16 protein-coding genes and 1 pseudogene are annotated in these 13,139 nt (G+C 61.4%); 7 read left to right on the top strand and 10 right to left on the bottom strand.

Annotated features, from left to right (window positions below):
- Window positions 1–155: 155 nt before the first annotated feature.
- Together GKZ67_RS10725 and GKZ67_RS23490 are read left to right on the top strand one after the other, a co-directional pair.
- Window positions 156–1,355, top strand: coding sequence for an amidase (locus GKZ67_RS10725; protein WP_254244759.1), 1,200 nt, complete (start codon window positions 156–158; stop codon window positions 1,353–1,355).
- On the top strand, window positions 1,280–1,759 hold the full coding sequence (locus tag GKZ67_RS23490) for an amidase family protein (RefSeq protein WP_254244758.1): 480 nt from the start codon (window positions 1,280–1,282) through the stop codon (window positions 1,757–1,759). The genes GKZ67_RS10725 and GKZ67_RS23490 overlap by 76 nt, the downstream gene beginning before the upstream one ends.
- Before the next feature lie 24 nt (window positions 1,760–1,783).
- Here GKZ67_RS23490 and GKZ67_RS22625 read toward each other — a convergent pair whose 3' ends face one another.
- The 6 genes from GKZ67_RS22625 to GKZ67_RS22600 all read right to left on the bottom strand — a co-directional run bounded on the left by GKZ67_RS22625 (window position 1,784) and on the right by GKZ67_RS22600 (window position 4,351).
- Window positions 1,784–2,188, bottom strand: coding sequence for a hypothetical protein (locus GKZ67_RS22625; RefSeq protein ID WP_217278574.1), 405 nt, complete (start codon window positions 2,186–2,188; stop codon window positions 1,784–1,786).
- Window positions 2,167–2,619, bottom strand: coding sequence for an alpha/beta fold hydrolase (locus tag GKZ67_RS22620; RefSeq protein ID WP_217278573.1), 453 nt, complete (start codon window positions 2,617–2,619; stop codon window positions 2,167–2,169). Before GKZ67_RS22620 ends, GKZ67_RS22625 begins: the two co-directional genes overlap by 22 nt.
- Complete coding sequence (locus GKZ67_RS22615; protein ID WP_217278572.1) at window positions 2,616–2,873, bottom strand: hypothetical protein; 258 nt, start codon at window positions 2,871–2,873, stop codon at window positions 2,616–2,618. The genes GKZ67_RS22620 and GKZ67_RS22615 overlap by 4 nt, the downstream gene beginning before the upstream one ends.
- Window positions 2,874–2,961: 88 nt before the next feature.
- Window positions 2,962–3,471, bottom strand: coding sequence for an amidohydrolase family protein (locus tag GKZ67_RS22610; RefSeq protein ID WP_217278571.1), 510 nt, complete (start codon window positions 3,469–3,471; stop codon window positions 2,962–2,964).
- Window positions 3,426–4,127: an amidohydrolase family protein gene (locus GKZ67_RS22605; protein WP_217278570.1), complete on the bottom strand. Its 702-nt coding sequence runs from the start codon at window positions 4,125–4,127 to the stop codon at window positions 3,426–3,428. Before GKZ67_RS22605 ends, GKZ67_RS22610 begins: the two co-directional genes overlap by 46 nt.
- The gene (locus GKZ67_RS22600) at window positions 4,058–4,351 is read right to left on the bottom strand and encodes a hypothetical protein (RefSeq protein WP_217278569.1); all 294 of its coding nucleotides are present in this window, start codon (window positions 4,349–4,351) and stop codon (window positions 4,058–4,060) included. Before GKZ67_RS22600 ends, GKZ67_RS22605 begins: the two co-directional genes overlap by 70 nt.
- 286 nt (window positions 4,352–4,637) lie before the next feature.
- Here GKZ67_RS22600 and GKZ67_RS10710 point away from each other — a divergent pair, with 286 nt between their 5' ends.
- Window positions 4,638–5,921 carry an amylo-alpha-1,6-glucosidase gene (locus tag GKZ67_RS10710; RefSeq protein WP_173242265.1) on the top strand — a complete coding sequence of 428 codons (1,284 nt, stop codon included), beginning with the start codon at window positions 4,638–4,640 and terminating at the stop codon, window positions 5,919–5,921.
- A 31-nt stretch (window positions 5,922–5,952) separates the two neighbouring features.
- On the opposite strand, the gene GKZ67_RS10705 is transcribed toward GKZ67_RS10710, so the two are convergent.
- Together GKZ67_RS10705 and GKZ67_RS10700 are read right to left on the bottom strand one after the other, a co-directional pair.
- Window positions 5,953–6,681 (bottom strand): M48 family metallopeptidase, encoded by a 729-nt coding sequence (locus tag GKZ67_RS10705; protein WP_173242264.1) that lies wholly within the window; start codon window positions 6,679–6,681, stop codon window positions 5,953–5,955.
- A gap of 136 nt (window positions 6,682–6,817) precedes the next feature.
- Window positions 6,818–7,090 (bottom strand): hypothetical protein, encoded by a 273-nt coding sequence (locus GKZ67_RS10700; RefSeq protein ID WP_173242263.1) that lies wholly within the window; start codon window positions 7,088–7,090, stop codon window positions 6,818–6,820.
- Between the two features lie 622 nt (window positions 7,091–7,712).
- Between GKZ67_RS10700 and GKZ67_RS10695 the strand changes: the two genes are divergently transcribed.
- Complete coding sequence (locus tag GKZ67_RS10695) at window positions 7,713–8,354, top strand: DUF92 domain-containing protein (RefSeq protein WP_217278568.1); 642 nt, start codon at window positions 7,713–7,715, stop codon at window positions 8,352–8,354.
- Window positions 8,355–8,518: 164 nt separating this feature from the next.
- Here the strand turns inward: GKZ67_RS10695 and GKZ67_RS10690 are convergent, their stop codons facing one another.
- Window positions 8,519–9,550 (bottom strand): pectinesterase family protein, encoded by a 1,032-nt coding sequence (locus tag GKZ67_RS10690; RefSeq protein WP_173242262.1) that lies wholly within the window; start codon window positions 9,548–9,550, stop codon window positions 8,519–8,521.
- Between the two features lie 301 nt (window positions 9,551–9,851).
- Between GKZ67_RS10690 and GKZ67_RS10685 the strand changes: the two genes are divergently transcribed.
- Window positions 9,852–10,118 (top strand): hypothetical protein, encoded by a 267-nt coding sequence (locus GKZ67_RS10685; RefSeq protein ID WP_151089043.1) that lies wholly within the window; start codon window positions 9,852–9,854, stop codon window positions 10,116–10,118.
- A 74-nt stretch (window positions 10,119–10,192) separates the two neighbouring features.
- On the opposite strand, the gene GKZ67_RS10680 is transcribed toward GKZ67_RS10685, so the two are convergent.
- A complete protein-coding gene (locus GKZ67_RS10680) occupies window positions 10,193–10,735 on the bottom strand; it encodes a hypothetical protein (RefSeq protein ID WP_173242261.1) in 543 nt (180 codons plus the stop codon).
- Between the two features lie 127 nt (window positions 10,736–10,862).
- Between GKZ67_RS10680 and GKZ67_RS10675 the strand changes: the two genes are divergently transcribed.
- Window positions 10,863–11,762: a LysR substrate-binding domain-containing protein gene (locus tag GKZ67_RS10675; RefSeq protein ID WP_173242260.1), complete on the top strand. Its 900-nt coding sequence runs from the start codon at window positions 10,863–10,865 to the stop codon at window positions 11,760–11,762.
- Window positions 11,763–11,947: 185 nt separating this feature from the next.
- Window positions 11,948–13,023 (top strand): annotated as a pseudogene (locus GKZ67_RS25135) (YeiH family protein).
- Window positions 13,024–13,139: the final 116 nt, after the last annotated feature.

The following is a 13,139-nucleotide window of genomic DNA, read 5'->3' as shown; positions in this document are numbered from 1 at the left end:
GGGTGGTGCCGCCGATTACTAAAAAAGACAACATTGCCTGCCTGCGCGTGCGCAATGCCTGGCGGTTGCGCGGCGGGGCGGGCGGCGGAAGAAAAACAATTATTTTCGGCAAAGTGCTAGGTGGTCTCCCCGGCTTAACCCGTTATTGCTGTGGCATGAGCCTTACCCAAAAAAACAGCCTGTACTTATTCCTCCTGTTGTGCGCTGCGCTGTTAGGGGCCAGTTGCAACCAGGCACCCCGCAAACAACCGCCAGCCCGCCCGCACTTTGAGGTAACCGAAGCCTCGGTTGCCGACGTGCAGCAGGCCCTGAAGCGGGGAGACTGCAACTGCGAGCAGCTGGTGCAGGCGTACCAGGCCCGCATTGCGGCCTACGACCAGCCCACCAGGCTCAACGCTATTATCGTTACCAATCCGCAGGCGCTGGCCACGGCCCGGCTGCTCGATGCCGAATATCGCCGTACCGGCAAGCTGCGGCCGCTGCATTGCATTCCGCTCATTATAAAAGACAATTACAACACGGCTGGCCTGCAAACCACGGCCGGCTCGCTCGCCCTCAAAGGGTTTGCGCCCACGGAAGACGCCACCCTGGTAAAAAAGCTGAAAGCGGCCGGGGCTATTGTGCTGGCCAAGTCTAATATGGCCGAGTGGGCCTTTAGCCCGATGGTCACTATCAGCTCGATTGCGGGCGAAACGCGCAACCCCTACAACCTGGCGCACGTGCCGGCCGGCTCCAGCGGCGGCACGGCAGCGGCGGTGGCAGCCAGCTTCGGCACGGCAGGCCTGGGCACCGACACCGGCAACTCTATCCGGGGGCCTTCGTCGCACAATGCGCTGGTGGGCTTTCGGCCCACGCTGGGGCTGCTGAGCCGGGCCGGTATTGCGCCGCTGTACCTGCGCAACGATACCGGCGGCCCCATGGCCCGCTCCGTCGCCGACGCTACCCGGTTGCTCGACGTAATGGCCACCGGCCCTGACCCGGCCGACCCGCTAACCGCTTACTGCGCCGGCAAGATTCCAGCTGGTGGCTACCAGCAGTTTCTGAAAAAAGATGGCCTGAAAGGGGCGCGCATCGGCGTGCTGCGCACGCTCAGCGAGCGCCATCCCGACCCGCAGGTGAAAGCGTTGTTTGAGCAGGCGGTGGCCGACCTGCGCAAGGCGGGCGCCGTGGTAGTAGAGGTTGAAATCCCGAATTTTGCCCAGGTAAGCAGCGGCCAGTGGGCCTCGGTTTTTAAGCACGACATCAACCAATACCTGGCCGCGCTTGGCCCCAAGGCCCCGTGCACAACATCGACGAGGTGCTGGCTTCGGGCAAATACTCGGCTTATATCAAAGATAATCTGCAAGATGAGCTAGCGCACGGGGTTGCGCCGAGCGCCAGCGTGGCCGGCCGCGGCGAGGCCTACACTGACCCGCGCCGCATTGCCTTCCGCAACGCCGTAACGGCCGTGATGGACCGCTACCAGCTCGGTGCCCTCGTGTACCCGACCTGGAATAACCCGCCCGCCAAAATCGGGGACTTCAAGGGCTACCAGGGCGACAACAGCCAGCTCATTGCTCCGCACACCGGCCAGCCTGCCTTCACCGTGCCCATGGGCTTCACCTACGATAACCTGCCGGCCGGCCTCCAGTTCCTGGGTCGCTCATTTGATGAGCCTACGCTCATTACCTACGCCTACGCCTACGAGCAGGTCACGCACCACCGCAAGGCTCCGGCCCGGTTTCCGGCCCTGCCAGTGCAGCCGGCCACTGGTAAGTAGCTGCCTGTTGTGGCAAGCCGTCGCTCAGTGCGCCGGCTTTTCACTCAACGTCAGCAATTCCTGCAAGTAGTTTCCCCAAACAGCCGGGTTGGAGTGCGTGCCATGCCCGGTGGTGAGGTCGGTGATGGGCAGCAGAATGTAGCGGCCCTTCGCCACCCGCTTGATTTCGGTTTCCAGAATGCCCAGCTCCGGCGGGTTCACCTGGTCGTCGGCCGAGTTGATGGCAAACAGCGGTGCTTTAATGGCCGCCAGATGCGGGGCGGGATTGTAGTCACGCGAGGCATCGAACTGATAAATCATGTCGTTAGCATCGAGCGAGCTGTAAAAGCGGGCTTCCGTTTTGGCCAGGGCCGCTTCGGCCAGCTCGCGGGTAGGGGCCTGCTTTTGCAGCTGCTTGGGGCTGCTGGTCATAAAAAAGAGCGATGACACGGCCCGGTGAGCCCCACTTTCGGCTCGGTAGTGTACGCGCCGCCCTGCCAGGCCGGGTCCAGCTCTATCAGGTCGATGGCCATCTTGCGCAGCATGCGGTTGCGGCCGGCTATCTCTACCGGCAGGCTGGCCAGGGGCAGCAGCGCGTCCATAAAGTCGGGGTATTTATAGCCCCATACCCAGGTTTCCATGCCGCCCATCGAGGTGCCCATCACCAGGCGGGCGTGCGCCACGCCCAGCTTCCCGGTCAGGAGCTGGTAGTTGGCGACCACCATATCGTCGTAGCTATATTTCGGGAACTTCATGCGCAGCCCGTTGCTGGGCTTACTCGACCGGCCGTGGCCGATAGCATCGGGCAGAATGATGTAGTACTTGGCCGCGTCGAGTAGCTGTCCCGGCCCAAACAGGTGGCCGGCAAACTGCTCGCTCAAAAAATTGGAGCCCGCCCCGTGGTGCCGTGCATGATGAGCACCGCGTTTACAATTTTCCCGGCTTTGTCTCGGCGGGGTTGCCCAATCGTGGTATAGTGAATAGTGAGCGTGGGCAGGGTTTCGCCGCTTTCAAAGCGAAACTTCGGCAGGGCAAAATCGCCCTCTACCGGCGTAGGATAGTTGCGCTGGGCCCAGCCAGCCACCGGCAGCAGCTGTGCGCAAAAGAGCAGCACTAGCAGTAAAGGGTTTTTCATAAAATGTATTGTTGATGGGAGGGTAGTTTGGGAGGCCTGCAAGCAGTTTAAAGCTGGATTACAAAACGGAGCGGACAAAGCATCGCGGCTACTTGCTGGCCGCTACTTGCCGCAAGCGGCGTTGCAGCTCATCCAGGTCGGGGCGGGAGAGGTACTGCCCGTCGGCCAGCACGCCCACAATGCGCTGGGTGTTGGCAATGTCGGCCAAAGGGTTGGCACTCAGCAGCACCAGGTCGGCGAGGCGGCCAGCCTGCACCGAGCCAAAGTCCTGAAGGCGGCCATAAAACCGGGCCGGATTGAGCGTGGCCGTTTGCAAGGCTTGCAGGGGAGTAAAGCCCGCCGCCACGAAGCGCTGAAGCTCCAGGTGCAGGCTCACGCCGGGCACCAAGTCGACACCGGCCGGCATATCCGTACCAGCCAGGAAGCCCACCTGCGCTGCGTGCAGCTTGCGCACCAGGTCGAGCTCGTGGCCGACGAAGCGCGCCCGCACCGGCAGCGGGTCGGTATCCATGCTCTTGGCAATGCTGAGCTGGGCCCTGGGCCAGCGCTGCGCTACCCAGCTGTGGCCCGCGTACGCCAGGTCGGGGCCTGCCGCCACGCAATGCTATCAACCAGCCACTGGCCGCGCTCCCAGAACAGCGTGGGGCACTGCCATATTTCCCGGTGCTTGGCCAGCAGTGCAATTATAGTGGCCTCGTGGGCCGGGTCGAAGGTGGCCAGCAGGCTGGCCGGCGACTTGGGGCTGCCGGCCACGTAGGCGTCTTCGGCCGTTGAGCTGGCCTCAAAAATGCCAATCAGGTGCTCGAAGCTGCGCTGGCCGGCGGCCACGGCCTCGCTGGCTCGCACGGCATCGGGCACGTGCCCCTCAAAGGGCAGACCCACAGCCTTAGCCTCGGCAGCAATAGCAAAGTACGCCGCCCGTGGTACCAGCGACTGAACCTTGATAAAATCGACCCCGCGTGCCTTAAGCTGGTCGACCGTCCGGCGGCCGTCTTCGGCCGTAGCAATGGCAATGGAGGCTTTGTAGGGCGATTTGGGGCCGTCGAGCATCGGGCCGCTCACCACCATGCGCGGGCCCAGCAGGCGATGGGCCGCCACGGCCTCGCGCGCGTGTAGAATGGAGTCCAGCTCGCTGCCCATGTCCCGGATGCCGGTGATGCCGTTGGCGACCAGCAGCGGCAAAATCAGGCTGGTGCCGGCGCTGGCCGTGCCGTCGAAATAGACGTGGGTGTGCATATCCCACAGCCCCGGCATGAGGTACTGCCGCGGGCGTCAATCAGGCGGCCCTTTGGCGGAGTGATATGGGCAGAAGGGCCAACCCGAACAATGCGCTTGCCGGTAATAACTACCGTCTGGTCGGGCTGAATCTGGCCGGTAGCCACATCAACCACATTGGCATGCACGATGGTAAGATTCTGCGCGTACGTGGGAAAAATGCCCAGGCACAAGGCCAGAAGCAGGTACTGAAAAAGTCGCATCGGCCAAAAGTAAAAAGCACTGCTGTAAAGAGTAAGCGAAGGTAGCGGGGACGACGCCTGCCCACGCACTTGGCGGCAGCTGCTCTAGGCATCATTGCCGGCCGGTTGCTCAATTGTGTAGGGGCGGGCTGTACCCCAACTTGCGAGCGGCTGTAATTTGGACCACTGCGCCGGCTGTCTCCGCTACGACGAGTCTCGGTCAGCATTAGCTTGCGGCGAGCTTCAATAGGCTTTCGAGTGTTAATATTAACTATTTAAGATATGTAAAATGACTTTAAAAACTGCTTTGTCGGCTCTTCTTTTTATTGCCAGCCTCACCAGGCTGACGGCTCAGGTGCCACCGGGTGCCGCCGGCAGCTGGGCGCAGCTCAGCCGCGATGCGGGCCGGGTGGGCAAGCCGGCCTGGCGACCCATGCTGCGCTACGTAGCGGCTCTGCACCAAAAAGCTACCCACCCCGCCGCCTGGCCCTTCGACTACGAGTGGGAAGACCTGGGGCCCGGCTACGTCTACGGCAATGCGTTTGGGCACTGGGACGTGGTGCACGAGGCGCTGGATGTGCTGCCCTCTTACCCCGAGCACGCGCTGCACCAGCTGCTGAATGATGTTAAAAACCAGGAACCCAACGGGCTGGTGCCGGGCTCTATCTACATGCCCGGCGGGCTGTCGGGGCGCGACTCGGTGCGCTGGAACAAGGATACCCAGGGCCACCCGCCGCTGTGGCCGCTGGCCGTGCAGGAGTATGTGCACGTCACCCGCGACAGCGCCGTAGTTAAGCACTTCTATACCCCGCTGGTACGGCAGATAACCTGGTTTGAGAATAACCGGAAGGTCGAAAGCGGCGGCTTTTTCTACAACGATATTCTGCTGAAAAAATGGGAAAGCGGCGTCGACGAAGGCATCCGGTTCGATGAAGTGGCTCCCGGAGCCCTGGCCTGCGTCGACGCCACCAGCCACGTGTATGCGCTTTATACCATAGCCGCGCAGTGGGCCCGGCAGCTGGGCCTCGATGCGGCTTATTATGAAAAGCGGGCCGCCGAGCTGCGCGCCTTTATTCAAACGAGCTTGTATGTGCCGGCCGATGGCATGTTTTACGACAGCTGGGCCGTAAAAAACCCGGCGCTGCGCAACCTGCCCTCCGAAAGCATGTGGCCCCTGGTAACCGGGGCCGCCACCCAGGCCCAGGCTGACCGCTATATCGATACCTACCTGCTCAATAAGGAGGTCTTTCTTACCGAGCACCCCATTGCCACAGTAGGGCGGCGCGACCCAAAATTTGAGCTGCGCATGTGGCGCGGGCCGGCCTGGAACAGCATGGCCTACTGGGCCGCCAGGGGCTGCCTGCGCTACGGCCGCCGCGCGGCCGCCCGGCTTATTCTGGAAAAAGCCCTGGATGATTCGGCCCGGCAGTTTGAGCGCACCGGCACCATTTGGGAATTTTATAACCCGCTGGGCGGCAAGCCCGAAGATGTGAAAAGAAAGCCGACTTCCAAGTATAACCAGCCTTGTCGCGATTACCTGGGGCATAACCCGGTCATCGAAATGGCCCGGCTCTACGATTCATTAAAGTAGCGCCGCTCCGGCTGCCGGGCCGGTACTGGGCTTACGCTGTACGCCTGGGTTGCGGTTGGGACCCGGCGTCGGGCCGGCCCTGCTTCAGGGCCTGGTGAGCTGCCTGCCACGTGGGCATAGCCTGGTTTACCAATCCCCAAAACCGGGCATTGTGCAGGCGCTCGTGCAGGTGCACCAGCTCGTGTACTACCACGTACTCCAGGCAGGGCAGGGGCCATTTGCTCAGCTCCAGGCTAAGCCAGATGCGCCGGGCGCGGATGCTGCACGTGCCCCAGCGGGTTTTCATCTGCTTGATGCCCCAGGCCGCGGCCTGGGCTCCTACCACCGGCTCCCACTTGGCCAGCAGCTGCGGAATAAGCGCCTGGAGCTGCGCCCGGTGCCAGCCGGCCACTACTCGCTGCCGCTGCAAGGCACTCGTGCCGGCCGGTACCAGCAGGTGCAGCTCAGGGCCGACCAGCGCTACCTGCGCCCGGCCGGGCCGCTCCACTACGCACAGCCGATACGGCTGCCCCTGGTAATAGTGCGTTTCGCCCGCTAGGTACTGTAGCGCGGGCGGCACTTCCTGCGCCCGAAAAGCCGCCTGGTGCTTGCGAATCCAGGCCTGCTTCTGCAGCACCATGCTGCGGATGGCAGCCTCCGTAGTGCGCGGCGGTGCCCCAATCTCAATGCGTCCGTCGGGTCGCCGCACCGTCAGGCGCAGGTAGCGCACCCGCTTGTAGACGACCTCCACCAGCAGGTCATCAATTTGAAGATGAGGCATTATACCGGGTTGCTTCTATAGTTTAGCCTGTGAAAATACGGCCGCTGGCGCAGTATGAGGCGCTTTTTAACGAAAAGCCGGGGCCTGCCTTCGTGTAAAGGCAGGCCCCGGCCTGGGTGGTAGGGCCAGCGGCCGCTTAGGCAGCCGATTTCTTGGGGCGGCCCGGCTTGCGCGGCGCTCCCGACTGAGCACCATCCGTTTCGGTTTTGGCGGCGCGGGGTTTACGAGGCTTGCGGCCGGCCGGCATATAGTCGTCGGCCATTACCGTTTCCATTTCGCCCAGCGCGGCTTGCAGCCCTTCGAGGGCCGAGGTTACCTTTTTAAGCACGCGCTTCAGGTCAACTTTAACTGCTTCGGCTTGCTGGGCAGTTTCTACTACTTTCTGGAATTCATCAAAATTCAGCGCCATGTGCTAAAAGAAAAATAAGGTGAATAGGAGGGTTACGCAACAAATGTAAAAACGATAATGCTATGGCAGCAATTACAAGCGCCCATGCAGCCAGTAGCAAGCAAGCGGGCTTGAATTTTGCCTTGTGCAAACCGTACTGCTGTAGGTGATTTTAGAAGAAAGTCAGGAGCTGAAAATTAAAAATATGTTTTCCTAAGTCCAGCGCTGTAGTTTTTAGCGAACCAACTGATAAGCTTGTTGTTTACTGCCCTGGAGCCGGCAAGCGCTTGTTTCTGCGCGCTTAAGAGGAGAAACCTACAGGTATTTACGGGCCCTTTATGATTACCTGCCAGGCATCGGCTACCAAGCAAAAACATTTTTGTTACGTGAAAATAGCTGTTAGTCTATTTATCAATGGAGGCTGCCTTTGAAATTTTTGAAAGTATTTTTCCGCTTGCCGACTTACTGCTGAAAAATAGCGTTTTCCTGAAATATAATTAGCCCTTAAAACTAGCGGTGAGTCCAATTGCTGTAGCACTTGGGTGCCCTCGTAAAGCACGTAGTTGCCCTTGCAAATATCTTTGCTGGCCTTTTATGGTTTACGTTAACTGCTGGCAATTTTGCGCCCGTTGTTTTGCTGCTAATGGTAATTCGCCTCGGTTTTGTACTCTTATTAGTGGGCCTGGGAATGGGCTACAGTGTGCGCGCCCGTAAGCTGACGGTGGTGGCGAGTTTAGTTGGCGGTGGGGTGGGCCTGCTTATTTACCTGGGCACAGGCTTTACCGGCCTGGCGCTGCTGGGGCTGTTTTTCGGGCTTGGTACGGCCGCTTCGGCCTGGAAAGTGGCCGACAAGCGCCGCCTGGGCCTGGCTGAGGCCAATAAAGGCCGCCGCACGGCGGGCCAGGTGCTAGCCAATGCCGGCGTAGCCGGACTGCTGGGGCTGCTAAGCTGGCAGTATCCGGCGCTGGCCCCGCTGGGCGGCCTGCTGCTGGCCGGCAGCTTTGCCGCTGCCACCGCCGATACGCTGGCGTCGGAGCTGGGCAACGTGTATGGCCACCGCTTCTATAATATCCTCACCTTCAGGCCCGATAAGCGCGGACTCGATGGAGTTATTAGTCTGGAAGGCACGCTGCTGGGCCTGGCCGGCAGTGCGGTACTGGCCGTGGCCTACTGCCTGAGCGTTGGCTGGGGCCCGCCCTGTGGTGGCTGCCGCTGGCCGGCACCGTCGGCAACCTCAGCGACTCGCTGCTGGGGCTACCCTCGAGCGCCGCCAGTATCTGGGTAATAACGCCGTCAATTTTCTCAATACGGCCATTGGGGCGCTGGCCGCCGGGGTACTGTGGTGGCTGAGTAGGTGATATATAATAAATTATATGTTTTGAGCTCTTCCTGGCAGCGCTCCTGCTCACTTGGAAGGTGGCGGCGCGGGCAATGGCGGCGCGTTAGGGTCTACGTTCCACTGCCCGCCGAAAGTCCAGTTGGCGGTAATCTGCTCCGGGGCGGGGGCCTGCTCGGCCGTATGCAGGTTATTATGCAGCCAGCTATAGTCACCGCCCTGGCGGTGGCAATTGTAGTAATACACGCGCCGGCCCAGCGCGGGGCCGAGTCGCCCGAAGGGGCCGGGTAAATATCGGCATCGGCCATTGTGCGGGCAAAGCGGCAGTTGAGCAAATAAAACTGCGCCTCGTGGTGGTAGCGGCCCAGCTTAAAGCCCGCATCGCCGCTGAAAGTGCAGTTTTTGAGCACCGTTTTGGCCTCCCGGTTCGCCGAGCCATCGTGCCAGATGGCGGCATTGAGGTTGTGGCAGATAAAGCGGCAGTTCTCGGCGTAGGCCCAGCCGCGCGGGCAATAAAAATCCACCGAGCCTTCGAGGGTGCAGTCCTTGAAGTAATACATGCCCGTTTCCTTGTCCCAGGGGCTGACAGTGTCGTTGCCCAGGGTGCGAAAGGTGCAGTGCTGCACGCGTAAGCGCGTGGTGTTGGCGGCCGTGTAGAGCGCCATCTGGTGGTCGGCGCTGGCAATCGTTTTCTGGCCGTTGGGGGCGCCGGGGCAGGCAATGGTTTCACCCTGCGGATGGTCGGCCCCGTAGCTGTTCACCACGGTCAGCTTTTCCAGGGTCACGTCGGGGCTGTTGCGCAGGTTCAGGGTGGCCACGTCCCAACGGGTGGCATTGGCCGGGTCGCAGCGAAAGCCGGCATTCGACTGCGAAATAGTGATGACCACGCCCCGCTCACTTTGGCCGCGCAGCACCAGGCCGGGCTTGCCCTCAACGGTTACTTTTTCGTGGTAAATGCCATTTTTAACAAATACCACGGGCAAAGGCCCGCCCGCCGTCGCCAGGCTGTTGATAGCCGCCTGAATGGTTTGAAAATCGCCCGAGCCATTTTGCGCCACTACTACCTGGACTTTGACCGGTGCCTGCGCCCAGCTGGCCCTGGTTACCAGCCAGGTAAGTATTAGGAAAAGAGGATGGAAGCGCATTCTGAATATTAATTATTTTCTATGTATTGCAGCGTGCCCGCTCCGGCGCAGCCGCCGGGCATAGGCGGCAATGCCCGGCAAACGCCGGAAGGTAAGCACACCGGTAAAGTCGGCCCGGTTTGGTGAGCGTTGCTTACCTTGCCCCAGTATCGCTACGTGCGGCAAGCCGACGGGCCATTTAGTAAAAATGAGCGCGGCGCAAACTTCCGGCCCCACGGCGGTGTTAAGCTCACTAGTCGCGGCCCCCGCCAATATTCGGCTGCCGGCTGCGTAGTTATTTGTTTATCAATACCTTTGCCTTATGGAAGTTGCTAGCTACACCCTGGCCGAAGCCACTACGGCCGCCCCTTACCTGGATTATGCCCGCTGCATTGACGCCGATAACCGGCCCGCCAACCACGGTGGCGACTGGCCTACGGTAGGCGAAGTGTACCCCGTGCGCGTCGTCGATAGCCGCCTCGAAGGCATTCCGCTGGTGCACGTGCTCACCTTCGATGGGCCAGCGCCCTACTACAATGCCTTCGCACCGCACCGCTTCGAGCTCACGCACCGCATTTACCTCAATTAATAGCTTGCTCACCAGTACATCAAAAAGCCCGGCCAGTAAGCGGCCGGGCTTTTTGATGTACTGGTGAGAAGGGACTATTGCGCCGGGGTGGCCGCATCGCCATCCAACGTGTCGTGGTAGCCCAGGCCATTGACGGTGAAGTTGATAGACGTGGTGCGGTGAATCTCGCGGGCCTCGCAGGTCAGTTTAAGATAAGCGGCACCGGTGTAGGGGGCGCTGCTGGTGGCAGGGGAGGAGCCCCCCGCCGGCAGCTGGCCAGGCCGGCACACGGCATCGCGCATGGCTTTGGCCATGAGGTGGGTGCGGCGGTCGTCGGCATTGAGCTGATACACCTGCACTGCGGCTACCTGCGCACAGCCGCTTTCCTGCACCGTAGTCCAGTTTATTTGTACCGGCACGGCTATTTTTTTAGTCTGGCCCACCAGCATGCTGCCGGTATAGGTATGCGGGTAGGTGCGCACCCCGGTAGCTTTAATAAAGGTCGTGTCGAAGCGCAGTGCCCTGGCCTCGCTGCCGCCGGTAGTGGTGGGCCGGCTTTGTACACTGGTATTGGCTTCGCGGCAAGAGGCCAGGGCGGCCATTGCCGCCAGCACCAGGAAAGTCTTGTTCAGGGTCATAAGCAATAGCCGCTTCTTAGGAGCAGCTTTATAAAGGTAACAGGCCTCTTACGGCGCGCTGCTCACAAAAGGTATTGGGCGTGCAAGCTACTTCAGGCAAATGCAGCCGGGGGCCGTACTTTGGCATATGTCCGATTTTCGCTTGCGCGTGTTTGCCGCCGTGGCCCGGCACCTGAGCTTTACCAAGGCCGGGCAGGAGCTGTTTATCAGCCAGCCGGCCGTGACGCGGCACATCCATGAGCTGGAAGCGCAGTACCGCCAGCGCTTGCTGGAGCGCCTCGGCAACCGGATAGCGCTCACCGAGGCCGGCCGCCTGCTGCTGGCCCACGCCGAAAGCGCCGCCGCCGCCCAGCGGCAGCTCGAAGAGCAGCTGGATGCCCTGCGCGACCCCGGCGCCGCGGCCGGCCGGCTGCGCCTAGGCTCCAGCACCACGCTCAGCCAGTACGTGCTGCCCGGCTGGCTGCCGGCTTTTCAGCAGCGCTACCCGCAGGTGGTGCTGACCCTGCACAATGCCAACTCCGAGCAGATTGCCGATGGCCTGCTGCGCGGCGACCTCGACCTGGGCTTCGTGGAAGGCCGCTCGCGCTCGCGCGACCTGCACTACGAGCTGCTGCTGCCCGATGAGCTGGTGGCCGTGCGCCGGGCCACGCCGGCCGGGCCGCCCGCCATGCCCCTGCCGCTGGCCGAAGCGCTGGCGCACCCGCTCATCCTGCGCGAGCGCGGCTCGGGTACCCTCGAAGTGCTGGAATTTGCCCTGCGCGAACTGAAAGTGAGACTGGGCAGCCTGCACGTAGCCTGTTACCTGAATAGTACGGAGGCCATCAAAGGCTACCTGGAAGCCGCTCCCGAAGCCCTGGGCTTCGTGTCGCGGCGGGCACTTACCCGCGAATTGGCAGCGGGCCAGCTCGAAATTGTGCCCATTGAGGGCCTGCACTTACCCCGGCAGTTTGAGGCCGTCTGGGTACAAGGAGAACCCCTTTCACGGGCCGCGCAACGCTTTCTGAGCTTTGCCCACAGTCAGTGCTGAGCTTTTTAGTTTTGGCTGCTCGTCGCTCGACTGATGGCACAAACCAAAGCTGCAGCAGTGGGCGAGCAGCGAAAAGCCGTCAGCAAATACCTGTGCATAACAACAGGTTATATCAGATAACCTTTTTGGATAAACGTATTGACAGGCAGCCTGGTACCTTTGTGGGGTAGTTATTCTCTACCCCCATGCCGCTGCTACTTTCCCCACCCACCCGTCCCGCCGACCTGCCCCGGCCTGCTGTTTCGGCCGATAAAGCGGCCTCCGTCCCTCCTGCTGAGCCGGGTGGGTCGTCCGGATTCGGGCACTATTTTCAAGCGCCGCACCGTCTGCTGGGGCGCAGCATTACCCTGCGGCAGGTGGTATTTGGCGGGTTGCTGGCGTTTTGCCTCACGCCCTGGGCCTCGCCACCCATTGCCCTGGCGCTGGGCCTAGGGTTGGCCCAGCTGCTCGGTAATCCGTTCCCGGCCTTTACCAAATCGCTGACCAAGAATCTGCTGCAATTTTCAGTTATCGGCCTGGGCTTTGGCATGAACGCCCAGGCGGCAGTGCAGGCCGGCCGCGAGGGGCTGTTGTTTACGGTGGTTTCTATCTTCGGCACGCTCACCCTGGGCTACTTTATCGGTAAATGGCTGGGGCTGGGGCGGCGCGTGGTGCATCTTATCTCGTGCGGCACTGCCATCTGCGGGGCTCGGCCATTGCGGCTGTCGGCCCGGTGCTGCGGGCCAAAGACGAAGAGATGTCGGTAGCGCTGGGTACGGTATTCGTGCTCAATGCCATTGCCTTGTTTGCCTTTCCACCCATTGGCCATGCCCTGGCCCTGACGCAAAACCAGTTTGGCCTGTGGTGCGCCATCGCCATTCACGATACTTCGTCGGTGGTAGGCGCCGCCAAAGTGTATGGCGACCAGGCGCTGCAGGTAGCCACCACCGTCAAGCTGGCCCGCGCCCTCTGGATTATCCCGGTGTCTATCGGCACTTCCCTGCTGTTTAAGCAGCAGGAGGTAAAGGTGAAGATTCCGTATTTTATCTTCGGCTTTATCGGGGCTATGCTGCTCAATACCTTCGTGCCGGCCGTGCGGCCGCTGGGGCCGGTGCTGGTAAGCCTGGCCAAAATCGGCCTCACGCTCACGCTGTTCTTTATCGGCGCGGGGCTGTCGGCCAGGGTAGTGCGCTCGGTAGGAGTGCGGCCCTACGTGCTGGGCCTGCTGCTGTGGGTGGCTATTGCGGTGGGCTCGCTCTGCGTCATTATGCGGGTGGTGTAAGCAGAGGTAGAGGTGCAGTACCTGACATAGAGCGGATTCCAAGTTCGTGTCCAGCCCGCCTGGTGCTCGGATTTGGAAACGGCACCAGGTAGGCGTTAAGTGTCGGGGCAACCTAA

The organism is Hymenobacter sp. BRD67 (genome assembly GCF_013256425.1).
In the GTDB taxonomy this organism is placed as follows: Bacteria; Bacteroidota; Bacteroidia; order Cytophagales; family Hymenobacteraceae; genus Hymenobacter.
The sequence above is the reverse complement of the archived record's forward strand: the minus strand, read 5'-3'. Positions and strand labels throughout refer to the sequence as shown.